Annotated in this window: 16 protein-coding genes and 3 pseudogenes; 8 read left to right on the top strand and 11 right to left on the bottom strand. The window is 68.0% G+C overall.

Annotation, left to right across the window (positions count from 1 at the left end):
• Nucleotides 1–113: 113 nt before the first annotated feature.
• Nucleotides 114–485 carry a hypothetical protein gene (locus tag ACSHXN_RS02825; protein ID WP_356293953.1) on the top strand — a complete coding sequence of 124 codons (372 nt, stop codon included), beginning with the start codon at nt 114–116 and terminating at the stop codon, nt 483–485.
• 128 nt (nt 486–613) lie between these two features.
• On the opposite strand, the gene ACSHXN_RS02830 is transcribed toward ACSHXN_RS02825, so the two are convergent.
• Complete coding sequence (locus ACSHXN_RS02830) at nt 614–1,066, bottom strand: DUF6884 domain-containing protein (RefSeq protein WP_355140208.1); 453 nt, start codon at nt 1,064–1,066, stop codon at nt 614–616.
• Between the two features lie 568 nt (nt 1,067–1,634).
• Here ACSHXN_RS02830 and ACSHXN_RS02835 point away from each other — a divergent pair.
• The 4 genes and pseudogenes from ACSHXN_RS02835 to ACSHXN_RS02850 form a co-directional block, all read left to right on the top strand.
• Nucleotides 1,635–1,763, top strand: a pseudogene (locus ACSHXN_RS02835) (hypothetical protein); the annotation flags it as partial.
• Between the two features lie 9 nt (nt 1,764–1,772).
• A pseudogene (locus ACSHXN_RS02840) lies at nt 1,773–4,394 on the top strand (multifunctional oxoglutarate decarboxylase/oxoglutarate dehydrogenase thiamine pyrophosphate-binding subunit/dihydrolipoyllysine-residue succinyltransferase subunit); the annotation flags it as partial.
• A 185-nt stretch (nt 4,395–4,579) separates the two neighbouring features.
• A pseudogene (locus ACSHXN_RS02845) lies at nt 4,580–4,717 on the top strand (IS630 family transposase); the annotation flags it as partial.
• 107 nt (nt 4,718–4,824) lie between these two features.
• Nucleotides 4,825–5,595 carry an aminoglycoside adenylyltransferase domain-containing protein gene (locus ACSHXN_RS02850; protein ID WP_438302569.1) on the top strand — a complete coding sequence of 257 codons (771 nt, stop codon included), beginning with the start codon at nt 4,825–4,827 and terminating at the stop codon, nt 5,593–5,595.
• Between the two features lie 298 nt (nt 5,596–5,893).
• On the opposite strand, the gene ACSHXN_RS02855 is transcribed toward ACSHXN_RS02850, so the two are convergent.
• Entirely contained in the window at nt 5,894–7,324 is a 1,431-nt protein-coding gene (locus ACSHXN_RS02855; protein WP_438302570.1) for an MFS transporter, read from the bottom strand.
• Nucleotides 7,325–7,701: 377 nt separating this feature from the next.
• The gene (locus tag ACSHXN_RS02860; RefSeq protein WP_438302571.1) at nt 7,702–8,721 is read right to left on the bottom strand and encodes a GlxA family transcriptional regulator; all 1,020 of its coding nucleotides are present in this window, start codon (nt 8,719–8,721) and stop codon (nt 7,702–7,704) included.
• Between the two features lie 543 nt (nt 8,722–9,264).
• On the opposite strand from ACSHXN_RS02860, the gene ACSHXN_RS02865 reads away from it, so the two are divergent.
• The gene (locus ACSHXN_RS02865; RefSeq protein WP_438306417.1) at nt 9,265–10,635 is read left to right on the top strand and encodes a hypothetical protein; all 1,371 of its coding nucleotides are present in this window, start codon (nt 9,265–9,267) and stop codon (nt 10,633–10,635) included.
• Nucleotides 10,636–10,880: 245 nt separating this feature from the next.
• Here ACSHXN_RS02865 and ACSHXN_RS02870 read toward each other — a convergent pair whose 3' ends face one another.
• The gene (locus ACSHXN_RS02870; RefSeq protein ID WP_438302572.1) at nt 10,881–11,507 is read right to left on the bottom strand and encodes a class I SAM-dependent methyltransferase; all 627 of its coding nucleotides are present in this window, start codon (nt 11,505–11,507) and stop codon (nt 10,881–10,883) included.
• A gap of 301 nt (nt 11,508–11,808) precedes the next feature.
• Between ACSHXN_RS02870 and ACSHXN_RS02875 the strand changes: the two genes are divergently transcribed.
• Entirely contained in the window at nt 11,809–11,973 is a 165-nt protein-coding gene (locus ACSHXN_RS02875) for a hypothetical protein (protein ID WP_438302573.1), read from the top strand.
• A 451-nt stretch (nt 11,974–12,424) separates the two neighbouring features.
• Here ACSHXN_RS02875 and ACSHXN_RS02880 read toward each other — a convergent pair whose 3' ends face one another.
• The 3 genes from ACSHXN_RS02880 to ACSHXN_RS02890 form a co-directional block, all read right to left on the bottom strand.
• Nucleotides 12,425–13,015, bottom strand: a complete 591-nt coding sequence (locus ACSHXN_RS02880) for a malonic semialdehyde reductase (protein WP_355140214.1) — start codon at nt 13,013–13,015, stop codon at nt 12,425–12,427.
• Between the two features lie 119 nt (nt 13,016–13,134).
• Nucleotides 13,135–13,332, bottom strand: coding sequence for a hypothetical protein (locus tag ACSHXN_RS02885; protein WP_355140215.1), 198 nt, complete (start codon nt 13,330–13,332; stop codon nt 13,135–13,137).
• A gap of 715 nt (nt 13,333–14,047) precedes the next feature.
• Nucleotides 14,048–16,879: a helix-turn-helix transcriptional regulator gene (locus ACSHXN_RS02890; protein WP_383357655.1), complete on the bottom strand. Its 2,832-nt coding sequence runs from the start codon at nt 16,877–16,879 to the stop codon at nt 14,048–14,050.
• A gap of 159 nt (nt 16,880–17,038) precedes the next feature.
• On the opposite strand from ACSHXN_RS02890, the gene ACSHXN_RS02895 reads away from it, so the two are divergent.
• Complete coding sequence (locus tag ACSHXN_RS02895; protein ID WP_355140217.1) at nt 17,039–18,565, top strand: 4-hydroxyphenylacetate 3-hydroxylase family protein; 1,527 nt, start codon at nt 17,039–17,041, stop codon at nt 18,563–18,565.
• A 554-nt stretch (nt 18,566–19,119) separates the two neighbouring features.
• Here ACSHXN_RS02895 and ACSHXN_RS02900 read toward each other — a convergent pair.
• The 4 genes from ACSHXN_RS02900 to ACSHXN_RS02915 all read right to left on the bottom strand — a co-directional run bounded on the left by ACSHXN_RS02900 (nt 19,120) and on the right by ACSHXN_RS02915 (nt 24,520).
• Nucleotides 19,120–21,339: a LuxR C-terminal-related transcriptional regulator gene (locus ACSHXN_RS02900; RefSeq protein WP_383357657.1), complete on the bottom strand. Its 2,220-nt coding sequence runs from the start codon at nt 21,337–21,339 to the stop codon at nt 19,120–19,122.
• Between the two features lie 137 nt (nt 21,340–21,476).
• Complete coding sequence (locus ACSHXN_RS02905; RefSeq protein WP_356293965.1) at nt 21,477–21,965, bottom strand: flavin reductase family protein; 489 nt, start codon at nt 21,963–21,965, stop codon at nt 21,477–21,479.
• A 439-nt stretch (nt 21,966–22,404) separates the two neighbouring features.
• Nucleotides 22,405–23,274, bottom strand: coding sequence for a dioxygenase (locus ACSHXN_RS02910; RefSeq protein ID WP_355140220.1), 870 nt, complete (start codon nt 23,272–23,274; stop codon nt 22,405–22,407).
• On the bottom strand, nt 23,267–24,520 hold the full coding sequence (locus ACSHXN_RS02915) for a maleylacetate reductase (protein WP_356293967.1): 1,254 nt from the start codon (nt 24,518–24,520) through the stop codon (nt 23,267–23,269). The genes ACSHXN_RS02910 and ACSHXN_RS02915 overlap by 8 nt, the downstream gene beginning before the upstream one ends.
• Between the last annotated feature and the right edge of the window lie 152 nt (nt 24,521–24,672).

A 24,672-nucleotide genomic window follows, 5' to 3' on the forward strand; every position in this document is an offset into this window, starting at 1 on the left:
GCGAGCCGACCCGGTCGAGGGGGGGTCGGGAACTGGCGTCGTGACCGTATGGGTTCACCGCGCCGAGGTCGAACCGCGCCCCGCCGTATGCGGGCCGTGGCAGGATCTCCGGCATGTGGGAAAAGAAGCTCGACGCGCTGTCACAGATGATGGCCGAGCACATGGCCCGGCCGTTCCCACCGAGCTTCCGGGGCCTGGACATCGCGGACCAGGACATGGTGCTGCTCGACGCCGACTCCTACGGATACGCCTCCAGCGTCCTCCACGGCCCGCTCGATCGGCAGCGCCGCACAGGCTTGACGAGGCTCACGGCCGTATTCGAGAGGGTCCTCCCGGCGATCGAGGACGAGTACGCGGCGGAGTACTACGCGCACGTCCGCGACATGGCCGTCCTGGCCGCCGAGATCGAGACCTTGCGGGACGGGTCGACCTCTGACGAGGAGGGTTCGGCGGGACAGCGGTCGGGGCGGTTCGACGTGCGGTGACGTCCGTGTCGACGCACGCGACCCGACCGGACGGCGCCCCGATCGGGCTTGCGCCCCGCCCCATGGTGGCGAGGGTCTCGCGGCTGCCGAGTCACGAACGGGCTCCAGGCGCCCCGCATGGCGTCATGTCAGGTCCGCGTCCCGCGCCCCCGGCTCATCACCGCGAGCCGGGCCATCTGGTGTCCCATGCCCCCTGCTCCGGCCAACGGCGCACGGGCATGCGGCCAGATGGAGCGGACGAGGCCGACATGCCGTGCGCCGCCGAGGGCCACCACGGGGTCGAGGAACACGATGTCGCGTGCGGTGGCCTGCTCGAGAAGGGCGTGGCCCGTTATGGCGTCGGTCGTGCCATGGGGTGTGTCATAGGGCTCGATGACGTCGTCGAGGTCGAGCAGGCCGTAGCGTGCCGACAGAATCAGCAGCCGGTCAGGTCGCAGTGCGTCAGCCGCCTTGCGGCACGCCCGGTGGTAGGAGCCGATGTACATGTCCGCCGCCCGTGCAGCTTGGCTCAGTTTGCTGCTGCCGCACGGGATGACAACGAGTTCGGGTCGGAAGTGGTCGAGGTCGCCGTCCGCGGTCATTCCGGTTGTCCTGTCTGTCGGTGTCGCACGTGCGCTGCACCGGTGGTGTGTGCCAGGTGCGGTTCTGCTTGCCGGGTGACCGAGGCGAACCGCGACAGCGGATCGACGGCCCACCATCAGCCGCGGCTCACAGCCGCGCAGGAAGGACGCCACGGTTCGAATGAGGGCGCCTGTCACCGAACGTCGTAGATCGACCACGTTCAGCCACATTCGCCCCTTCAGTCGACGCCACGGCCCGAGGTCGTGGCCGATACCCGCAGCCGGCGTCCGATCGGCAATGCCCCTCGATGTCGGCGCCATGCCATCGGATCAGGCCATCCGGTGCCGTGCAGACAGACCTCAGCGCTACGGGTCGAAGCATTCCACCCACGACGCGCAGACTCGACGCCATGTCCTCATGTGCCGCCGTTATGGCACTTTCGCTCGGCCTGCTCACATCCCCCCTTGTCATAGCCTCGGTACTACGACGCGGTCCGAGAGGTTTGCTTCCCCCACCGCATGCGGGAAGCGGTGGCCCGGGGCAGGATGGAAACGATCAGCCGAACCGGCCGCGTCCGCCATTGGTCGTATGCAGCGAGGAAAGAAGGCGATCCACACCGTGGCGTCGCAACCCCGCGCCGGACAGCCGGTGCTCCATGGGCAGGATTTCGGCCTCAACGAGTGGCTCGTGGAAGAACAGTACGAGCGGTTCCTCCATGACCCGACCTCGGTCGACGAGGCGTGGAGAGCGTTCTTCAAGTCCCCATCAGTCATGACGCCGACGCGTCACGAGGCGAACACCGTGAGTGACCTTGCCGACGGCTCGGCGGTCAAGGCGGTCCGCGTCGCGGCACTCATCCACGGGTATCGCGTGCGAGGGCACCTGATGGCCGACACCGACCCGCTCACGACGGAGCAGCGGGACGCACACCCGGAGCTCGACATCACGGCGTTCGGACTGGGCGCCGAGGACCTTGACAGGACCTTCGTCGTCGACGACTTCGCCGGACAGGACGCCATGACGCTTAGCAACGTCCTTCACGTCCTGCGGGAGTCCTACTGCGGCTCCCTCGGCACCCAGTACATGCACATCCAGAGCTTCGAGGAACGCCACTGGGTCCAGCAGCGGCTCGAGACGCCTCACCCCCGGCCGGACCGCGCCGAACAGCTTCAGATCCTCTACCGGCTGGGCGCAGCCGAGGCGTTCGAGACGTTCCTGCACACCAAATACGTGGGCCAGAAGCGGTATTCACTCGAGGGCGGCGAGTCCGCGATCGTGCTGCTGGACGCCTTGCTGCGCCGCTCCATCAGGAACGGGGCCCGGGAGGCGGTCATCGGCATGGCGCACCGTGGCCGACTCAATGTCCTGGCCAATATCGTCGGCAAGTCCTACGCGGAGATCTTCCACGAGTTCGAGGACGAGGTGGACGTCAGATCGGTCCAGGGGTCCGGGGATGTGAAGTACCACCTCGGTGCCGACGGGACCTACCGTGCTCCGGACGGTGGCGCCATGGCCGTCTCCGTGGTGGCGAATCCCTCGCATCTGGAGATCGTGGGGCCGGTGGCGGAGGGTGTGGTCCGAGCGAAGCAGGAGGTGGCGGACGCCGGCGACATGTCGTCCGTCCTGCCCGTCCTGGTCCACGGGGATGCCGCCTTCGCGGGGCAGGGCGTGGTGGGTGAGACGCTGAACATGTCACAGCTGCCGGGCTACCGCACCGGCGGGACGGTTCACATCATCATCAACAACCAACTCGGCTTCACGACCTCACCCGCCCACGGCCGTTCGAGCACCTACGCCACCGATGCGGCGAAGACCGTCGAGGCCCCGATCTTCCATGTCAACGGAGACGACCCCGAGGCAGTCGTGCGCGTCGCACAGCTGGCCTTCGACTACCGTCAGGCCTTTCACAAGGACGTCGTCATCGACCTGATCTGCTACCGGCGTCACGGTCACAGCGAGGTCGATGATCCGTCCATCACACAGCCGGCGATGTACGACCGCATCGATGCCAGGCCCTCGGTGCGCAGGCTGTACGCCGAGGCACTGGTCCGTCGAGGGGACATCAGCGAGCAGCAGGTGGAAGGCGCCCTGCGGGACTACCGGGGGCGACTGGAACGGGCCTTCGTCGAAACCCAGGCGGCGTCGGCATCCGGCTCCCCCGAACTCCTCGCCGTCGTCGGCGACGGAGTGCCCCCCGCGGTGAGCACCGCGATCACGGAGGCGACCGCCCGGCACGTCATCGCGTCGCAATCCGATCTGCCGCCGGGTTTCACCGTGCACCCGCGTGTTCTGCCGCAGTTGCAGCGGCGCACCACGATGCTTGATGCGGGAACCGTCGACTGGGCCACCGCAGAAACCCTGGCCATCGGCTCGCTGCTCCTCGACGGGGTTCCCGTACGGCTGACAGGGCAGGATTCCCAGCGCGGCACGTTCGGGCAACGGCACGCCGTACTCACCGACCGCCGCACCGGCACCGAACACACACCGCTGAACTCCCTCGGCGCAGCGGTCGACTTCGCGCCCTGCAACTCGATGCTGTCCGAACTGGCGGCACTGGCCTTCGAATACGGCTACTCCCTGGCACGGCCCGAAGCTCTGGTGCTGTGGGAGGCCCAGTTCGGCGACTTCGCCAACGGCGCCCAGACCGTGGTCGACGAGTACATCGCCTCGTCCGAGCAGAAGTGGGGACAGCGCTCCGGGGTGACACTGCTGCTCCCGCACGGCTTGGAAGGACAGGGACCGGACCACTCCTCCGCGCGAGTCGAACGATTCCTGCAACTGTGCGCGCAGGAGAACATGACCGTCGCCATGCCGTCCCTGCCGGGCAACTACTTCCACCTGCTCAGACAGCACGCTCTCGGCAAGCACAGAAGGCCACTGGTCGTATTCACTCCGAAGTCGATGCTGCGGCTGAAGGCGGCCACCTCCGCACTGACGGAGTTCACCACGGGCGCCTTCCGTGCAGTCCTGCCGGATGAGACGGCGGACCCGGCCCGGATCGAACGCGTGCTGGTGTGCTCCGGCAAGGTCTTCTACGACCTGGACGCCCATCGGCGAAGCTCGAACCTGTCGGACGCCGCGATCGTGCGTGTGGAGCGACTGTATCCGTTCCCGGAACACGAACTCAGCACGGAACTCGGCCGCTATCCGGCAGACGCCGAGGTGCTGTGGGTGCAGGAAGAGCCCGAGAACCAGGGTGCCTGGCCCTTCCTGGGTCCACGCATGCAGCGACTGACGAAGCGTCCCATCGGATGCATCAGCCGAGCCCAGGCACCGGCCCCCGCCGTTGGTTCCGCCCGACGGCACGCCGGCGAGCAGAAGGAACTGGTCGCGGCCGCCTTCCGCTGACCACTCCACCCGTCGGCCACCGATCAGAAGGCGGGCGTGCACGCCACAGCGCGCACCTCGCCGCTACCGACCCCCCTCGAACACAGCCGAGGGGGGTCAGTTCGTTGGGCCCTGGGAACCAGCGGCGTACCACCACGGCGCGGACACGCGAGATACGGGAGTACCCGAAGCCGCGTGACTGCGGCGGGATCAGGTGGGGCCGGCGCGGGACCACTCCCACCGGGCGGGTCTCCGGCAGCCGTCGTGGCCGTCGGTCCGGGACCGGACCGCTGCGCTACCGGCCGGGTCTGCCGGCCCGCCTGCGCCACCGGCTGCGCCGGCACGGCCTCCTCGCCGGAACCGGCCTCACCTCGGCCGCCACGACCGACCCTCAAGCGCTGGAGTCACGTAATCCGGTGCCATCTGCTGGACAGCAGGAGACGCTGACGGGGTGAATCAGGTTCAGGAGATCGTGGAGCTGGTCGGCGGGGTGCCGGGCCGAGAGGTCATCGGCATGTACCTCCACGGCTCCTCCGTGCTCGGCGGCCTCAGGCCGGCCAGTGACGTGGATGTGCTGGTCGTCACCCGGCGGCGAATGAACGAGCGGGATCGACGGGCACTCCTCGGCGGACTGATCCGGATCTCCGGCTCCCCGGACAAGGACCGCTCGATTGAGGTCACCGTGGTCGTCCGATCCGAGGTCCGGCCGTGGCGGCATCCGCCGACCTGTGACTTCCTCTACCGCGAGTGGCTGCGCGCACAGTACGAAGCCGGGGAAGTCCCCCAGCCGGAGCCGATGCCCGATCTGGCCCTGATGATCAGTATGGCGCTGACCGGCGACCACCCTCTCGCCGGTCAGCGCCCGGCGCACGTCCTCGACCCGGTCCCGCAGACCGACCCGGCTCGGGCGAGCGTTGCGGGTGTCCCCAGCCTGCTCAACGACCTTGACAGCGACACCCGCAACGTCCTGCTCACCCTCGCCCGCATCTGGACCACGCTCGCCACCGGGCAGATCAAGTCGAAGGACGCTGCCGCCGAATGGGCCCTCGCCCAGCTCCCGTGTGAGCACCGAGCGGCCCTCGATCACGCCAGGCAGCTCTATCTCAACTGCACGTACAAGAACGAGACGTGGAGTGATGCCTTGTGTGCGCAGGTGCGTCCCCATGTCGACCGAGTGCTCGTTGAGATCGACCGGCTACGCGTCCGAACCCCCGGGGTGTGAGGGCCGCCGTCCGAAGCCCTGAGTTGCAACCGACACGGTGGTCCATCTACGCCCCACCGCGCCTCCAGCAGGGGAGCGAGCAGTTCGGTGACGGCGAGGTTTCGCACCGCACCTGCCCAGGCTCGTCCGGTACCGATCGCAAGGCACGACCGGGCGACGCCGAGGACCGAAGGCCACGCCAAGGGCGTGTCCCTCGGCCGACCATCGTCACCCTGAAGTGCCGGGCTCAGTACCGCTGAGGATCGCCGAGATCAGGTGCCGACAGACCCGTCACGCTCGAGGCCCGGATGGAGCCGTGTCATGGGGTCACCTCCTGTCGCGGCGACCGGATCCCGACGAATCCCAGCAGCGCGCCGAAGGCCGTCACGCCCGCGGCAATGCTGAAGCTGAAGGCGTATCCGTGCGTGGTGGCGGTCATCGGATCGGTGCCCAAGTGCCGTAGCGCGGCGGCGTGGCCGGCGCCCAGGGAGACCAGGGCTGCGAGACCGATCGCACTGCCGATCTGCATGGACGCATTGTTCATGCTGGTGGCGATGCCTGCGTCCTCACCCGTGGCGCCGTCCACTCCGGCGACGGTGGATCCCACCAGGACCAGGCCGCCTCCCAGCGGCACAAGGATCAGTCCCGGCAGCACATCGGCCGCATAGGTGCCGTGGGTGCTCAGCCCGGCAAGGAGAACGTAGCCGATCGTGCTGATCGCGAGGCCTCCTCCGTTCAGGGCCCGAAGCCCGAAGCGTGGAAGGAGCCTCGGCGCCAGCACGGTGGCGCTGAAGAGAATGACCAACCCGAACGGCACAAAGGAGAATCCGGTCGCCAGCGCGGAGAAATGCAGTATGTGCTGCACATACAGACTCAGTGAGAAGAAGAGTGCCGCGAAGCCGACGTAGTAGCAGATGCGCACGGCGTTGGCGATGCTCCGGTTCCGGGAGCGGAGGAAGGCAAGGGGGACCAGGGGCTGAGCCACTCGGGCTTCGACGAACACGAACGCGATCAGGCAGACGACACCGATCCCCACACAGCCCAGGACGAGGAACGAGAGCCAGGCATGGCTGTCCTTCTCCAGGAGGCCGAACACGACCAGGAGCAGCCCGAGGGTCACCAGGACGGCGCCGAGGACGTCAGGTCGGCCACGCTTGGTCGCCCTGCTTTCGGAGACAAGTCGGAGCGTGGCGAGGAACGCGAAGGCGGCGATGGGGAGGTTGATGAAGAAGATCCAGCGCCAGGAGGTGAGGGAGGTCAGAACCCCCGACAGCACGACGCCCAGTGCCACGCCGACTCCGGCCAGGCCGCTCCAGATGGCCATGGCCCGTGCCCTTTCCTGCCGCTGTGTGAACAGCAGCGTCACCAGGGCCAGGGCCGCCGGGCTCACGAGCGCCGCCCCTATGCCCTGTACGAAGCGACTGGCGACCAGCACACCGGCTTGCTGGGCCACCCCCGCGCTCGCCGACGACAGCGCGAAAATCACCAGACCGACGAGAAAAAGGCGTCTGCGGCCGAGCAGGTCACCCAGACGCCCGCCCAGCATCAGCAGGCCGCCGTAGGTGACGGTGTAGCCGTTGACGACCCACGCGAGGCCGGTGGTCGTCAAGCCGAGATCCCGCTGGATGGGGGGAAGGGCCACATTCACCACGGTCACATCAAGTAGCAGCATCACCTGCACCAGGCAGATGATCCCGAGCGCGCGCCATCTGCGCGGATCGCCTTCGGGCGTGGGACTGGTCGAAGTCATCGCTGATCGCCTTCTGTTCGGTCGGGCCGACGCCGTGCCCTTGGACATCGCCTGGAGGGCAGGGCACCGAATCGGCCTCGTCCACGGACATTTCCTGAGGCGTTCAACACGCGGGCGGCGCCTGTGCCTGGCCGCAGCAAAGGACAGCGATGGCTCAGATCCGGCCCCGTCTTGCGGGCTTGGCAAGGCGCTCGCCGGGGCGGCCGTACAACAGGGCGGTCTGTCTCCGAGGCGGCCGACAGCCGACGGCTGCCGAACGCGCCGACAACGCCGCCGTCCACCCTCGGCCCGAGCAGGATCGGCCTACCGGCGGCACCCGATCTCCGACCGTGATGGCAAGGGTGACCGCCGAGCAACCGTCTCCGGTCGCGACGCGACTACCGCGGGGCTCCTTGGGACTCCGACTCCCCCGCGCCCACGCCGGTCGTGCGGAAGCTGTTGCGGTACGCACCGGGCGTCACACCCAAGTGCCGCACAAAGGCTCTCCGCATCGACTCGGGCGAGCCGAACCCCGTGTGCCGTGCTACCACCGGCATGGCATCGTCTCCCGCTTCCAGCAGCACCCGAGCAGCCTCCAACCGGACCTGCTCCACGTACCGGGCCGGAGTGGTTCCCACCTCTTCGAAGAAGAGCCGGGTCACATGGCGGATGCTGACGCCGGCCCTCCGTGCCATGGCCGACAGGGTGTGGTTGGCCCCGGGGTTCGTGGCGACCTCGTCGAGCACCCGCCGGAGCATCTCGTGACGGGAGTGCGGCACCTGGGAGCGGACGCTGAACTGGGACTGGCCCCCCGGCCGTTGCATGAAGACCACCATGTCCTTGGCCACCGCTCGGGCGACCTCTGCGCCATAGTGCTCCTCGACCAGCGCCAACGACAGGTCGATGCCCGCACTGACGCCTGCGGAGGTCATCATCCTCCCGTCCCGTACGAAGATCGCGTCCTGTTCGACCAGCACGGACGGGAAACGCAGGGCCAGTTGCTCCGAGTGCCGCCAGTGCGTCGCGGCGCGACGCCGATCCAGCAGTCCGGCCGCCGCCAGGAGAAAGGCACCCGTGCACACCGATGCCGTACACCGGGCCTTCTCATGGAGTCTGCGGACGACATCCAGGAGCGCGTCGTCCTTGATCAGCGTCTCCCATGACGGACCGCCCGGGATCACCACAACGTCGGACGGCTCGCGTACATCATCGACGGCCAGGTCCGCGCTGATGCAGGTCCCGGCGGCCGTCGTCACTGCCGCCCCGTCCTCGGACGCGATCTGCACCCGATAGCGCCCACCGAACTCGTTCGCCGAAGAGAACACCTCGATGGGACCTGTCACATCGAGCAGCCGCACTCCGGGGAAGACGAACACCGTCACGGTGACCGCGTCCGTTCCGGAACGGTGCTGATTCATCGAATGCCTCCGAGCCATACGCGAGGGGGACACGGCAGGCATGACAGCGCTCCGCCGTTGATCGGGCTTCGCGACGCCCATCGTGCGCCCACTACCCGCGTCGACGCCACGACCGGCGGACTCCCTGCTGGGAGGCACAGCCTCCCAGCCCGCTCATCAGCCCGATGAACCCCATTCCGACCGCAGTGGCGGCGCGGCCCGGGCGCCGTCCGGTGTGCGTCGACCATCGCCCGCCTGTGGTGGCGGGCCGCTTCTCGAGGCCGTCCATGCGACGACCGAGCCCGCCCGGGACATCGCAGGGCGGGCCAGGTGCGCCCGTGGCGTGGTGACGCAGCGTCGTTGCGAACACTATGACCGCAACGATCACAGGCGTGGCTGCCCGCCCCCGCCCGCGCCTAGCATCCACCCCGCGGCGCAACGCTGCGCCCGGTGAGGACAAGGAGCCGCGCTTTGGCAAGCCTGAGAACGCTCGCACGTATTGTCCGTCGATCGCAGTCCGGCACACGACGGCGGGCGGGAGTCGCCGTCTGCCTCGCCGGGGCGGTGGCCTGCGCTCTCCCCGGTGCGCCGTCCGCTTTCGCCGACCCGGGTCGTCCCGCGTCCACCGACTGCCCGGCAAGCCTGGGGGGGACGGCCACGTGCTACACCGGCCAGGACGCCAACGGCGCGTACTACGCCATGGCCATCCCCAAGACGTGGAACGGCTCGCTCGTCGTGCACGCCCACGGCGGTCCCGACCTCGGCGACAGCTCGGACCCCGAACGAAGCGTCGGCGACCTGGACCGCTGGGCGGTGATGGTCAAGGAGGGCTATGCCTGGGCGGGTTCGTCGTACCGGCGCGGCGGCTACGGTACGCGGATGGCAGTCGAGGACACCGAGAGCGTACGGCGCCTGTTCGTAGGCGAGTTCGGAAGGCCCAAGCGCACTTACGTGCACGGCCAGTCCTGGGGTGGGGACGTCGCGGCCAAGGTGGTCGAGACATACGGCTCCAAGCACGGCACGTACGACGGTGCGCTGTTCACCAGCGGTGTGCTGGCGGGCGGTTCCCGCGGCTACGACTACCGCGTCGACCTCCGTGTGGTCTATCAGTACTACTGCCAGAACCATCCACGGCCCACCGAACCCCAGTACCCGCTGTGGAAGGGCCTGCGCGCCGACTCGACGATGACAACCACCGGACTGCGCGCCCGGCTTCAGGAATGCACAGGTTATGACTCGCCCCCGGCGGAGCGGACCGCGCTGCAGCAGCGCAATCTCGATGACATCCCGGCCGTGACCGGCATCCCCGAGCGCACTCTGGAGTCGCATCTGCGGTTCGCGACCTTCACGTTCCGCGACATCGTGACCAACCGTCTCGGCGGCCGCAATCCCTTCACTAACAAGGGCGTCCGGTACTCCGGGTCGCACGACGACAAGGCCCTCAACGCCGGCGTGGAACGGTTCACCGCCGATCCGAGCGCCGTACGGGACTTGTCCTACGACAGCGACCTCACCGGAAAGGTGTCGATCCCCATCCTGACGATGCACGCGATCGACGACCCGACGGCATTCGTGCAGCACGAGGCGGCCTACCGTGCCTCCCTCGACGGCGCACACCGGGGACGGTACCTCGTGCAGACGTTCACCAAGGAGAGCGAGCACAGCGAGCTGAGCAACTCCGAATACGCCAACTCGATCGCAGCGCTCGACACGTGGGTGCGTACGGGCAGGAAGCCCACCCCTCAGGCGATCGCGGCATCCTGCCCGGCATTCGATCGCACCTACGGCACCGGCTGCTTCTACGACGCGGGCTTCCGACCCGGCCCGTACGCTTCACGCGTCACCCCCCGGCCGGGCGGCCTGGACTGGCCCGCCATGACCGCCGCGCAGGAGAAGTCCTGGAGCCGGATCGACGGCGTCGGTATCGCTCCCTGACAACGGGCCCCACCGTCAGCGCACCCTCCGAGACGATTGGCCGACCGACCGTCAGCAAGCCCGGTAGGGGTTCAACGGACGGGCGTCGGGGGCCACTCATGGTCGTGGTGGTTGCTGTGCTCCGCCGTAGTACAGCAACCACCGCCCACCGGTGGCTGTCTCGCGCTTGCGAAGCCGTGCCGTCGTTGCGCCGGGAGCCGGCGACGCCGTCGAAGTGGCGTCGCGCGACGCAAGCGCGCTCACGTTCACGGCGCCGCACTTCCAGCGGCCCGGAACCCCTCACGCTTCGTGGCGACGCCGGTGATCAACGGCCAGACAATGGGGGGCATTCCGCGCCACGACGCCCCCGCCATCGATTCAAGCTCGAGCCCACACTCCCGGATCAGCTCGCCGGTGGCCCGATTGCAGTGGCAGCCTTCCGCGAACCGACGCCAGGGGCCGCTGAGGCGGTCTTGCCAAGCGGCAAAGCGCGGCGACCGGGAACGGACATGCTCAAGGAACAGCAGTCGGCCACCCGGCCGCAGTACGCGCCCGACCTCCCGCAAGGCCAGATCGGGTGCCTCGACGGTGCACAGCACGAGCGTCGAGACGACCGTGTCCACCGTGTCGTCCGCGAGCGGCAGGTGCTCCGCCGACGCGTCGAGCACTCGCGCCCGACGCCGGGTGCGGCGCAACCGCTGTCCCAACCGGGCGCGCATGGCGGCTCCGGGTTCAGTGAGAATCAGCTCGTCGAGATCGCCGGGGTAGTAGCGCAGATTCAGGCCGGTGCCGCTGCCGAGTTCCACCGTCCGCCCTTCCGCCCGGCCTACCAAGTCCTGCCGAAGGGCACCCAAGGTCACCTTCTCCCCGAGCCAGAGCAGCGGGTCGTACATGGCCGCGAACACCCGAGCCCATGCATCAGAGCCCTGCGCTGCCGCCCGCCCTACGGTGCCACTCTCCACAATCCCGACCGTACGCCGACGGGGTTGACGCTGCATGTCCAGACCGCCGAGTGGACGTGGACAGGTCGCTGTGACCGCTGCCGTGCAGCATGCACATCGCCATGTCCTGCTCCAAAGCCGATGGTGATCAAAGAGGTTCCGATGTGCTGCGATGCCGGCATCGGGGGAGGCTGATGTCATGAGCGAACCTCGCGTAATCGTTGACGCGCCCGCTGAAGGGGGAGGCCGGCGCGTGAGGGTCGACGACGAGGTCCTGGGTGTCGCGTACAGCCTCCGAGACCTGAGCGTCTTCCTGCCGCGTGCCGGCGCGGAATCTCTGGACGAGGTCGATGTGGCGGACTCGCCACTGATCGAGTGGTATGGAGGCGGCCCCGAAGTATGGCCACGGTTCGGTTGATGGGTCCTGGGTCCTCTCGGCCGTTCTCGGCGATGGGACGGCGTAGACGCCACCTCGTGGTGTCCAAGGTCAAGACATGTCGTCGAGGGCGACGCCGGCGGGGAACTCGCACTCCGTACCCACGGCGTCGCCCTCCGTCGGTACCCAGCCAGGACAGGCGGTGGTACTGGCGAGCCGGGCGGCCCCGCAATGCTTCACGGAGCTCCCTCTACTTCGTGTCGGCGTGGCTACAGGTCCAGCTGGTCCGCTCACGGTGACCCTGCAGCCGCTCACACCCTTGCTCCTCAGGTTCCGGTGCTGGGGAAGGGCCCCGGATCGCCTGCATGGGTCCTTCCCGCGCGAAGCGCGGACGCCTGACGAAATGCCCGATCGGTCCCTGCACCGCAGTCAGCGGCCGCGCATCCGCACGAGCTGCGAGACAACTGCTCCACCCGACTCGCCGTTGTCTTCATCAGACGGTGGTGACGACTTGGTTGTAGGTCAGGCGCGGGGAGCGCGGGAACCACGCGTTCTCCCCCGGTTTGCCGATGTTGACGACGACAAGAACCGAGTGCTTCCCATCGCTGAAGAACTCCTTGTTGATTCCCTCGGCGTCGAAGCCGGTCATCGGTCCTGCCGCCAGGCCGGCGGCGCGCACACCGATGATGAAGTACCCCACCTGAATGAGCCCGTTGAGCCTCGCGGACTGCTCACGCGTCTCACGTTCGGCGAAGAGTTCCTTGGCTTGCGGGGAGTGCGGGAACTGGCGGGGCAACTCCTCGTGGAACTCGTTGTCCGCGGCGAGGATCGCGACGAGGGGGGCATCCGCGGTCTTCTTGCGGTTGCCCTCGGACAGGTACCCGGTCAGGTGCTCACGTGCTTCGGCGGATCGGACCAGCACGATACGCAGCGGCTGCTGGTTCATCGAGGTGGGACCGTATTGGACCAGGTCGTAGATGGCTTGGACCTGATCCTCCGCCACTGGCTCCTCGGTGAAGGTGTTGGCGGTCCGTGCCTCCCGGAACAGAAGGTCCTGGGCAGTGGGGTCGAGCACAAGGGACATGGTGAACCTCTCAGGGGTGAACTTCTATGGCGTCTTGGTGATTCGGCGAAGTGCAAACAGGAGAAATGAGCGCTGGCACCCAGCAGGTGCACGGCGGTCGTGGTCGTCCCCACGAGCCCTCACAGCAGAGGCCCTGAACAACACCGTGTCAGCAGCAGACTGACGAGCCCGGTGCACGCCGCCACGGGTAGATGGAAGGCGGCCCATATCCGGGTGCCCGCCGCCACGCCACGGTCCGGCTTCAGGGAGGTACCGCCGGCCGCCAATGCGACGAAGGCGAGCGTCGCGCCGACGAGAAGAGCCAGAACCCCAGCCACGCCTGGGTCACCTTGATGGGACGACGTCACCGCGGTGGCGGTCCACAGCGCGAGCGTGTACCCGTGCGGAGCCGCACTCGCGGTCACGGCAGTACGGCGTTGGCCGCGGTACCCACGCTTCGGACTTGTGGGCGGTTCGGGTCCGACCACCCTGAGAGAGGCAGACCGCGCACACTGCGGAGTCCCGAAACCCGGGGACATGACGTGGTGCGGTCTCGAAGGCCGGCTCTCCGGAATCTCCACGTCTGTGAGCACGTACTGTGCGCATCGTTTTCATGAGGCGGTCACTTCCTGATGAATGACGGTGCCATGCGAGGGCCACGTCGGTGTGTCCACCATCACGGCCGACCCCGGGGCCAGGCATCACCCATTCAGGGGATACTCGGCACTTGTTCTGCGATCGGGTGCAGGGTGGGCCAGGTTGATCTCCACCAGGCGTCGCGAGCTGCGTCCCCATCGCACCGAACTGGCGCAACCAAGCGCCGGATCTGGCTCCGGCCCCGCCGCCCGACGACCGGGAGAGGCGCCCACTCGTTCGCGCGGCGAAGCGGCGTGGGCTGCCCGATCAGGCAGTCCAGCGCCCGTTCTCGCGACGGCACCGGCCGTACCGTTGAGCGAGCCGGGAGTGGAACCCCGCTGTGCCTTCCAATGACTCAACCCGCTCGACTTGCCCGCGCATCGGTGCGCGGTCGTACCGATGCCCACTCCACGAGCGTCACACGAAGCCGTCTGTGGTACCGACTCCGCGCTCGATCGCCAGCCGGGTCAGTTCGACCCGCGAGTTGATTCCGAGCTTGGTGAAGATGTGTTTCATATGGGTGTTGACGGTGTGGACCGACACATAGAGCCGGTCGGCGATGGCGCGGTTGGTGAGGCCGCCCGCAACGAGCGGGATCAGTTTCTGTTCGGATTCGGTCAGGTTCTCCCACTCCTGGTGACCGGCCGTATGGCTCCGCACCGAGGCACTGCGCACGCCGAGTTGACGGAGGCGCCGCCTGATCCGTTCCTGATCCCGTTCGGCTCCGGCAGCCGCCGCCAACCGGCCCGCTTCTTCCAGGTATGGGATCGCCGACGCCGTGTCGGCCGAGACCGCCAACAGCTCGCCGAGGTCTTCACAGGCCGCCGCCAGGGCCAACGGCCTGCCGGTGCTCCGGTAGCCGCTGACGGCGGACGCCAGGGCACGGGTGTCGCGGTGGAGCAGGCCGTCCACGTGGGCACCGACCGTCCCCATGATCTGCTGACTGTCGTCCTGTGCCGTCAGACTGCGTAGTGCGTCCGACACGGCCCGCGCGATCGACGGGTTGTCGCCTCGTAGAGCGATCCGCACGATTCCAGGCCACTGGGACGGAGGCAACGCAAGAAGCCGCGTCGGTTCGCGGCTTGCGAAGTGTCCCGTGAGTGCAGCCGCACCTTCGCCGGCTTCGTCCTCCGCGTCCGCCAGGCCGGCGCGCGCGAGAGACACCCAAGGGCCGTACCGCTGGGTGCTGCCAGAACCGGATCCGGCGACGCGGAGGTGGTCCCTGACCTTGCTGAGGTCACCGCGTCTGATCTCCACCAATGCCAGCACCGAGCGGGCCTGTGGAATCGGCAGAGTGATCTCGAGTTCGTCTGCCACCATCAGACTGGCCTCGGCCTCCACGGCCGCGTCGTCCAGCGCCCCTTGTTCGAGCAGTGCGCAGGCACGGGCGGCATGCCAGTGCGGAAGTGACCAGCCGAGACCCAGCCCCTCCGCCTCGCGCTGTCCCTCCCGCAGAATTCGCTCGGTGTCGGCGAGGCGGTCTGTGGCGGTCAGCACGGTGGCCAGCCACAGCGCCGGAATCCGCGGGGGCCTCAGATAGAGCGCTGCGGGCTGGGTGCCGGCGCGTCGGGTGGCCTCCTCGGCCAACTCCAGGGCGTGGGCCAGGTGCCCGCGGTAGAAGGACGTCTGCGACTGGAACACCAGGGCGCTGACGATGACGGCAGGATCGTTGCTGCGGTAGGAGGTCTCGAGCAGCCCGGGTCCTGTCTGCTCGGCGGCGGTGATGTCCCCGAGGTACACGTGGCCGGTCGCCTTGGTCTTGAGCAGCCGAGCGCGCAGTTCGGCCGGCAGCGCGGGAAGATCCAGGGCCTGCTGAAGGTGCGTCATCGCGGCTGCGTCGTCGCCCGCGGCCTGATGGATTTCGGCCGCCACCAGACGGAGGTACGCCTCCTGAAGTGGCTCGAGGCCTTCCGGCAGAGTGACGTCGACCAGGTCGAGCGCCTCGTGAACGCGGCGAGTCCGACCGAGGTACTCGGCGGCGTCGGTCAGCAGGCTGATGCGACGCCGGTCGTGCGGGGGCAGAAGTCCGGCGACCCGCTGGGCCAGGTCCGCGGCCGCGTCGGGCGCCGACGACGACAGTTCGCGTACAGCCGTGGTCAGCGTGGTCACGGCATCGTCGTCGACCGGGCCGCCCGACATGACGACGTGCCAGGCCACCTCGGCCGATCGCGCCCCGAAGCCGCGCAGGCTGTCGGCCGCCTCCCGGTGCAGAGCGGTCCGTACGGCCGACGGGAGGTTCTCGTGGACCGCTTGCCGGATGAGATCGTGCCGGAAGGCCAGTCGCGGTCCGTCGGCCGAAAGCAGACCGGCGTTCAAGGCTGCCTCGACGCCGGACAGAAGGCTGCCGACCTGCCTGCCGAGCATGCGAGCGGCTGTTCCGAGGTCGAATTCGCGGCCGAGAACGGATCCGATCTGGAGCAGGCGCACGGCGTCTTCCGGGAGCTGGTTCACCCGCATGGCGACGCTCCGCCGGAAACTGACGGGTATACCGTCGTGCAGGAGGCTTGCCTCGCCCACGTCGGTCCTGGCCGCATCGGTGTCGGCGAAAGCGCGTACCAGTTCAATCGCCAGGAAGGGATTGCCCGCAACGCCTCGCAGGAGCCGGGCCAGACCTGGTGAAGGCATCGCACCGAGCACATCGGCCGCGATGTGCTGCAGCTCCTGCTGCGGCAGCGGGCCGAGGGTCAGCCATCGGGCTCCAAGGCGTTCGAGGTCCTCCCGTACTCTGGCCACGATCGGTCGCTCGGTGTCCGGCCGTACCGCCAGCACCCACAGGATCTGCGAGGCGGCCAGTCGTCCGGGCAGGGTCCGGAGCGCGAAAAGTGTCGCCGGGTCCGCCCACTGCGCGTCGTCCACGATCACGGTCACCGGGGCTTGCTGAGCCCGCACCTCAAGAGCGTCAGTGATGCTGTCGAGCAACCAGAGCCGCTGGTCGTCCGTGGCCGCGGTCGCATGGTGGGAACCGTCAGAGGACTGCAGGGCGGACTGAAGTGCGGCTCCCGCCGCGTACTGATCGAGTTCATCGGCCTGCACGGACACCACATCGAAGCCGGACCGTCGGGCCATTTCGTCCAGCTCCGCAAGCAACCGGCTCTTGCCCACACCGGCCGCGCCCTCCACGACGACGCAGGCACCTCGTCCGCCACGCACCGTTTCCAGGGCGTCACGGACAGCCAAGACCTCGCGGTCCCGTCCTCGCAGGCGCAACCCGGACTCGGCCTGGGCGTCGGCGGGGTCTGTGCTGTGCATGTGGCCAGCATGACCCACCTCCACATAGGCCCTCAACATCGGTGCCCTGGCGATCGCCTCTTTCACCCGGGTGATTGCCGGCTCCGCGGCGACCCGTCACCCCGCCCCGGCGCATGCTCCGTCCCATCCAGATCTCTTGCCACCGGAGAGGAGCACGACGTGCGTACAGGTAAGGAATACCTGGCGGCGCTGAACGACGGCCGCAAGGTGTGGGTGGGTGACGAACTCGTCGACAACGTGGCCACGCACCCCAAGACCCGGGCGTACGCCCACAGCATTGCGTCCTTCTACGACCTTCACCACCGCCCTGACCTGCAGGACACCATGACGTTCGTGGACGAGGACGGCGTCCGACGGTCCATGACGTGGTTCCAGCACCGCTCCAAGGAGGACCTGCGGCGCAAGCGGCACTACCTGGAGACGGTGCAGCGGGAACTCGGCGGCGGAGCCATCCCGCGCACTCCGGATGTCAACAACTACGTCCTACTGACCTACATCGACGACCCGGAGCCCTGGAGCAGCCAGTCCGTCGGGAGCGACGGGCGCGATCTCACCGAGGGGATCCTCGATTTCTGGAACCTGATGCGGGACGGTGACTTCAACGCGACACCGGCCTTCGTCGACCCGCAGGCGGACCGCTCGCGCGATTCCGCGCAGGCCGAGTCTCCCGCACTGCGAGTGGTCGCCACCTCGGACGAGGGAATCACCGTGCGGGGCGTGAAGGCGATCAGCACCGGCGTGGCCTTCGGGGACTGGATCCACATCGGTGTCTTCTACCGCCCAGGCATCGTTTCGGAACAGATCATCTACGGGGCGGTGAGGACGAACACGCCCGGGGTCACCATCATCTGCCGAGAGAGCAACGCGCGAGAAGGCGGGGAAGTCGAGCACCCCCTCGCCTCACGGGGCGACGAGCTGGACAGCATCATCGTGTTCGAGGACGTACTCATCCCCTGGGACCGGGTCTTCCACATCGGCAACCCGCAGCACGCGTCGCTGTACCCGCAGCGGGTCTTCGACTGGCTGCACTACCACTCGCTGGTGCGTGCCATGGTCAAGGCCGAGTTGATGCTCGGCCTGACGCTGCTGATCACCGAGCACATCGGCACCTACCAGTTGCCGCCGGTCCAGGCGCGGATCGCCCGGTTCGCCGGCTTCCACCTGACACTCAAGGCGCATGTGGTCGGTTCGGAGGACCAGGGATTCTTCACTCCTGGGGGCATCTTCAAGCCGAACGTCCTGATGTTCGACTTCGGGCGGGCGTACTACATCGAGCACATCAGTGACATGGTCCACGAGCTCATCGACCTGTCCGGTCGTGCCGCCCTCATCTACCCCACCGAGGGCCAGTGGGAGCGTCCTGAACTGCGGCCGTGGCTGGAGGCACTGCAGACCGGGCCGGTTGGAAGGCCCCATGACAGGCTGAAGATCAGCCGAGTGATCCGCGACATGTTCCTGTCCGACTGGGGCGACCGCATCAGCACCTTCGAGAACTTCAACGGCACACCGCTGCTGGCCATTCGTAGCCTCACCATGAAGCGCGCCGAGATGTCCCCGGCGGGGGCCATGGCAGATCTCGCGCGCAAGGTGTGCGGCATCGAGAATGTGCGCAACGACGAGGAGACCGCGTACGAGGCACAGGCGAACTACGCCCGACATCAGGACGCCTCACGCCACGGCGCCTAGAAACCGTCTCCTCCAGTTGTCGTTGAGGTGTCCTGGGCGGACGATCTGCCGCGGTGACTACACACGGCGAGCCGGCCGTCGGCCTGCGAGGCCGAAGAGCGAGACGCTCGGCGATGTGTGGGACGCGGGCTGCTGAACCGTGCGGCCTGCCGGGAGGGTTCGCCCGCGGCTTGGACGCACGGTCGGGCCTCATCCACCCCGGCCGGGCCCACCCCGAAGATGATCGACGTGCACGGCGTCTTGGTCGTGCACGTCGATCAGCGGGCCCTCTTCGAGGGCCTCCGCCAGGAAGTCGAAGCCGGCCAGGCGTCGTCGGCGAACAGCAGAGCCGGCTCGTTGTGCACCTCATGGCATGACGAGTCGCCGCGTATCGCTCAGCGTCGCGTCTCGATGAGGAGCACCGCTCGGCGGTGTTGCGGCCTGGTGGGGGGTGGCACGCCGGTATCCGTGGCCCGGTCCTCTCCCCCATCCACTGAGCGAACCGGCACATACGGGCAACGAGGCCGTCGCCGTGGAACCTTGGCCCAGAGGCGGGGTAACACACGTCGTCCGAATCAGAGCACACCGCATTCCCGGGCTCTGGCGACCGCTTCGTTTCTGTCGTGCGCGTCGAGTTTGCGGAAGATCGCGCGCACTTGCGTCTTGACGGTGTTGTGGGACACATACAGCTCGGAGGCGATCTCACGCAGTGTCAGCGGCCCGCACAGGGCACGGAGCACTCGGCGCTCCCGCAGCGACAGGTCCTGGGGACGGGGGGCCGCATCTGGCACCACTGTGTGCCCGTCGGCTCGGGCGAGCAGATCCGTCAGTACCCTGGGTGAGCCGCATCGAGCCGCCGCTCGCTCGCCGGCTTCTCGAGCCGCTCTCGCCGCGTCCGTGTTGTGCCGCGCGCGCTCGAGTTGCGACCGCGTGAAGTGGCACAGGGCGCGTATGTGGGGTTCGCTTCGTGCCCGGGGCGACGCCGCGAGTGTTGCCTCCGCACCTGTCAGAATGCGGTCGGCCTCGTCGATCTGTCCCTCGTCGAGAAGCAGGACGACCCGGCCGACATAAGCAGATACGGAGACGAAGTGCCGGCCGAGGCCGAGCGAGGAAACCGCTTCGAGGGCCTCGTCGCTCAGCATGCGCGCCAGTTCGTGCCGTCCCTCCAGGAGCGCGCACACCGCCCGCAAGCCCAGCGCGCGGACGAGCGCCAAGCCGTGCCCGGCGGCATGCGCATCACGGGTGGCCTCACCGAGCAGAGCCTCTGCCTCCTCGTACCGGCAGGTCCACAACAGAGCGGTACCGCGGGCCGTACAGGCCAGGGCACGCCAGGAAGTCAACGGCACGGTGCCGGCGACGGCGGATCCGCCGAGGCGATCGGCGGCCCGGACCTCCCCGTTCAGACAGCAGGCCACGGCTTGGGCGACGGCTGCCGCGTCGGACACCGTGCTGCCCTCGCCGACCGTCTCGCCTCCCGCCTGCCTGAGGCGGGCCACATCCAGCCAGCGTCGGGCCGTTTCCGGGGCACCTTCGCAGAGAGCCGCCATCGCCGCCACGACGCACAGTCTGGCGTCGACGGCGACCGTGCGAGGTGACAGGAGGTCCAGCCAGTGCGAGACCTCCGCCCCGCCGCCGGTTGCGATCGTCTTCTCCCATGCATCGAGAATGGATGCGGCCGCGGCGGTCTCGTCGCCACCCCGCGTCCAGTGCCGCACCGCAGCAGCCGTCTCCCCCTGCCGGGTGTACCACTTGGCCACTGACTGGTGCAGAACCGCGGCGCTGTCCGACCCTTCGGAAATAAGGATTTCGGACAACAGCGAAGACAGTGCCGGGTGATGCCGGTACGCCGGGGGATCGGCGGCGACGGGCTCGAGCAGCTGCACGGTCCGCGCCAGCTCGCGCAACAGTACGCCCGCGTGGTCCCCGGCGAGGGCCTGGCACGGCCCGGAACTGAGCTCGTCGAGCACACTGGTGCGCAGCAGGAATCGACGCTGCTCCGTGGTCAGCCGATAGAGGACCTCGGTGGCCAGATACTCGGAGACCGCTTGCCTGCCATGGGCCAGTCTCCCTTCCGCGTCTCCTTCGTTCGCCGATCGCGCGAGGCTGCGTCCCATGATGCACAGCCCCGCCGCCCATCCCTCGGTGGCTTCGTACAACGCGTTGGACGTGTCCACGGTCGGAGAGGATCCGAGCAGATCGGTGAGCACTGCCTGTGCTTCCTCCCAGGTGAAGGCCAGATCGTGCTGGTCGATCTCGGCGACCAGCCCCCGGGCACGCAGGGTCGGCAGGGGCCGTCCTGGGATGTGCCGGGTCGACAGAACGATGCGGAAGCCGTCGGGAACCCTGGTCAGGAAATCCGCCAGACCACCTACCGCGTCGGCGTCCGTGATGGCTTCCAGTCCGTCGAGGATGAGCGTGAGCGGTCCCTCTCGGTCCGGCCCGGTCACCAGGCTCGGCAGGATCTCCTCCAGCCATGCGTCGACCGTCCACCCGTCACCCTCAAGATTGGCAGACAGTTTCGGACATGCGTGGTGCACTGCTCGCAAGATGCCGTTCCAAAGTCGGCCCGGGGCGTTGTCGTACGCATCCAGGCTGAGCCAGGCACATTCCCCGCGAGCCACAAGACCGCGCGACCACTCGGTCAGGAGTACCGTTTTCCCGGCACCGGCCGGGGCAGAGACCACCACCACGGGCTCCTTCACCGCGTCGAGCCGACGCAGCAGACGCGGGCGCGTCAGCAGGTGCGGAGGCTGCGCCGGAGGTTGCAGCTTGAATGTCGGAACGAAGCTGGTCATGGCACTCTCCGAGGAGTCGTCGAGACAGTCGGCGCCCCCGGCGTCCGTGGCTCGTCTCTCATGAGCCTGGCATCGGAGGCGGTGGCGGGCCGGTCACGGTTCCCGCAGCGGCCTTGTTCGGGCCGCTGCCACGAGGACTACTGCGGAGCCTGCAACACGCTGAAGCCACCCGCGAAGTGGAGCAACGGCCGGCATTCCACCTTGTGCACGCAATAGCGGACCTCACCCACGAAGATGGTGTGGTCACCCCCCGGGATCGCCTCCGCGACGTCGCACACGACAGCCGCGATGGCGTCCTTCAACACGGGCACGCCATGGTCGTCGACGGTCTCGACTCCTGCGAACTTGTCCGGCTTGGAGGCGGCGAAGTTTCGCGCCAGGTGCTCGCTGTCCTCACCGAGCACATTCACGGCAAAGCGACCGTGCTCCGCGATCGCGGTCCGCGTGTACAGGTGATTGCCGATGCACACCAGCAACTGGAGAGGGGCCAGGGACAGTGCGGACACGGCGCTCGCCGTCATGCCGATGGGTGCGCTCCCGGAGCGCGTGGTGATCACGCTGACGCCCGTGGCCAGCCGGCTCATCGTGGCTCGGAAGTCGACTGCCTTGTCAAAGGTTTCGGTCATCGGAGGACCTCCTTGAAAGTCGGGAATGCCGTGGCCTGTTGCGCGGAAACCCGGGTGAACGGGTGCACTCACCGCCCCGCTGGATACGTCGGCGGGCATGTCGTTCGAGCAGGCAAGTAGGCGGGGCCCATGATGTCCGCGAGGTCGTCGCGCGCGTGGCGCACGTATCGCGCTGCGCCAAGTAGGAGGCGGAGTTTCGGGTCGTCCCGGAACGGGACCTGAATGACACCGGTGCCGCGCGGGGCGCTGGTGCCTGGGGCGAAGAATGCAACGCCGTTCGCCGATGCCCGAGCCATCGCGTCCACGCCGGGCATTCACACCGGCTGACGACTCACGGCTGCGGTCGGTCGGCCAAGCGTCTCGAGTCCACGGACGGCGGCACTGCAGGCTTGTCGATGACGCCCGGACGCAGCCGACTGCAGCGCGCCGGCAGGCGCTCTCAGCCCATGTGACGAGGTTCGAGGACGAAGGTGTGACGCAGCAGGGTGTATGACTCGTCGGTGAGCCCTCGGCAGGGGCCGGTGTCAGCCGGGTAGCTGTCATAGGACTCGATCAGCGACTCCTTGACCCCGAAAACCGGGTCGTTGTCCAGGTACGGGTCGTCGGACGGGAACAGCATGCTCGTCACGCGCTCGAATCCCGGGGCGTCGATCATCAGATGCACGTGGGCGGGACGCATGAGCGACCTGCTGGTCGCGCGCATGAGTTGACCGACCGGGCCGTCACCGGGAATCGGGTAGCTGTTCGGGCGGATGGAACGGAAACTGAAGTGTCCTGTCTCGTCGGTCCGGAACAGCGCACGCATGGCCGGGCCGACTTGACCGGGTACATCGACGTCGTAGTGGCCGTCCGCGTCGCTGTGCCAGACGTCCACCGCGGCGGCGGTCACCGGCGCCCCCTCACGGTCCACGACGCGTCCCTCGAAGAACAGCGGAGTGCCGGGAAGACCCCCGGAGATGTCGGCGGCCTCGGCGTACTGCGGCCTGTCCTCCCTGAAGAAGGGACCCAGGACACTGTTCTGCGTGGATTCGGCCGGGCGTCGATTACTCAGGGCGTCCACCAGCATGGTGACGCCCAGCACGTCGGACAGCAGGATGAACTCCTGGCGCGTGGACGTGCACTTCTGCCCTGTGCGTGTCAGGAAGTCCACCCCCTGCGCCCACTCCTCCTCTGTCAGTCCGACTTCACGGACGAAGGAGTGCAGGTGCCGCACCAGGGATTCCAGGATCTCTGCGACGCGGGGGTCTTTGGTGTCCCCCATGGTCGAGATCACGGCCTCGGTGATGGTGTCACTGGTCAGATCACGCATGGCACGCTCCTGTGGTGATTGAGTGTTCGATGGCGGAGTCGGTATGAGCGTGTTGGGCGCCGGATGACGTCGACGGCCTCTCTCCGGCCCAGGCTCGGGCCAAGAAGGCCTGGACAGCCGTCCGATCCACTGGACGCGGATTCCAGTAGCCGTCCCGCACGATGAGGTCGGCCGCCTGCTCGATCCCCGATTCGGGCATGCCGAGGTCCCTCAGTGCCCTGGGCGCGCCGAGCCTTCCGGTGAAGTCGAAGAGACCGTTCGCAGCGTCCTTCCCCGGCAGCGCCTGCGCAAGGCGTCTCATGGCCTGCGGGGCCGCCGGGCTGTTGTAGGCGACCACGTGAGGCAGGACGACCGCGTGGGTTTCTGCGTGCGGAAGCCCGAATGTGCCGCCCAGCACATGGCACACCTTGTGATGCAGCGCCATGCCCACAGTGCCGAGACAGGTGCCGGCCAACCACGCCCCGTACAAGGCATCCGACCGCGCCGCGCCGTCGTTCGGACGTCGCGCGATGACCGGAAGGGACCGGGTGAGGGCGTCGAGCGCTTCACCGGCCATCAGGAAGGCGACCGGATCCTGATCCTGTGCATAGAGGGCCTCCACCGCGTGCGCCATTGCGTTGAGGCCACTGACCACCGATATCGCCGCCGGAAGCGTGCGTGTCAGGTCGACGTCGTACACCACCGTCTTGACCAGCACTTCCGCCAGTCGTCGGGTTGTCTTCCTGCGGCCTTCGGTCTCTCCGAGGATCGGTGTCATCTCCGAGCCGGCATAGGTGGTGGGCAGCGCCAGTTGGGGCAGACCGGTCCGCACAGCAATCGCCTTGCCGAGACCGATGGTCGATCCGCCACCGATGGCGAGCACGGAGTCCGCTCCGACGGATCCGGCGTGTGCGAGCGCTCTCTCCGTGACCTCGACAGGGGTGTGCGGAGCCGCTCCGGCGAACGTCCCCACGGCTGCCGCGCCGAGCAGCTCGCGGATCTCCGCTGCCCGATCCACTTGACCGGGCGTGCTCAGGACGAGGACCCGACGGCATCCGAGAGCGTCGGCCTCGTCGGCCACGCGGCTGCGTGTACCGCTGCCGAAGACCACCTTGGTGATCTGTCCCCGATGCACGAATTTCTTCATGAGAATTTCCCCGGTCCTGCCGTTCCGCTGTTTATGGCTGAAAGCGTCGACACTCGGATGATGCACGTCAACGGTATCCGTGAGTGATAGCGGCGATCGCCGCCCGAATACCGTGTTCACGCGACGGACGCCGGCGGATCGGCCCAGGTCTCGCAGGCGATATCACTCATCTGCGGGATGGCCCCGGTTGCCAGGGGGCTGGAGCGTGGAACCAGGTGTGGGCCGGTTCAGACGGGCAACGGACGGACAGTTCTGCCGCGAAGTCGCCCCAG

Origin of the sequence: Streptomyces sp. HUAS TT11 (assembly GCF_051553595.1) — a bacterium.
GTDB lineage: Bacteria > Actinomycetota > Actinomycetes > Streptomycetales > Streptomycetaceae > Streptomyces.

Bases quoted from the DNA above. Each gene is read 5' to 3' on its own strand.
- ACSHXN_RS02825 (WP_356293953.1), top strand. From the start codon at position 114: ATGTGGGAAAAGAAGCTCGACGCGCTGTCACAGATGATGGCCGAGCAC.
- ACSHXN_RS02830 (WP_355140208.1), bottom strand. From the start codon at position 1,066: ATGACCGCGGACGGCGACCTCGACCACTTCCGACCCGAACTCGTTGTC.
- ACSHXN_RS02855 (WP_438302570.1), bottom strand. From the start codon at position 7,324: ATGACTTCGACCAGTCCCACGCCCGAAGGCGATCCGCGCAGATGGCGC.
- ACSHXN_RS02860 (WP_438302571.1), bottom strand. From the start codon at position 8,721: ATGAATCAGCACCGTTCCGGAACGGACGCGGTCACCGTGACGGTGTTC.
- ACSHXN_RS02870 (WP_438302572.1), bottom strand. From the start codon at position 11,507: ATGTACGACCCGCTGCTCTGGCTCGGGGAGAAGGTGACCTTGGGTGCC.
- ACSHXN_RS02880 (WP_355140214.1), bottom strand. From the start codon at position 13,015: ATGTCCCTTGTGCTCGACCCCACTGCCCAGGACCTTCTGTTCCGGGAG.
- ACSHXN_RS02890 (WP_383357655.1), bottom strand. From the start codon at position 16,879: ATGCACAGCACAGACCCCGCCGACGCCCAGGCCGAGTCCGGGTTGCGC.
- ACSHXN_RS02900 (WP_383357657.1), bottom strand. From the start codon at position 21,339: ATGACCAGCTTCGTTCCGACATTCAAGCTGCAACCTCCGGCGCAGCCT.
- ACSHXN_RS02905 (WP_356293965.1), bottom strand. From the start codon at position 21,965: ATGACCGAAACCTTTGACAAGGCAGTCGACTTCCGAGCCACGATGAGC.
- ACSHXN_RS02910 (WP_355140220.1), bottom strand. From the start codon at position 23,274: ATGCGTGATCTGACCAGTGACACCATCACCGAGGCCGTGATCTCGACC.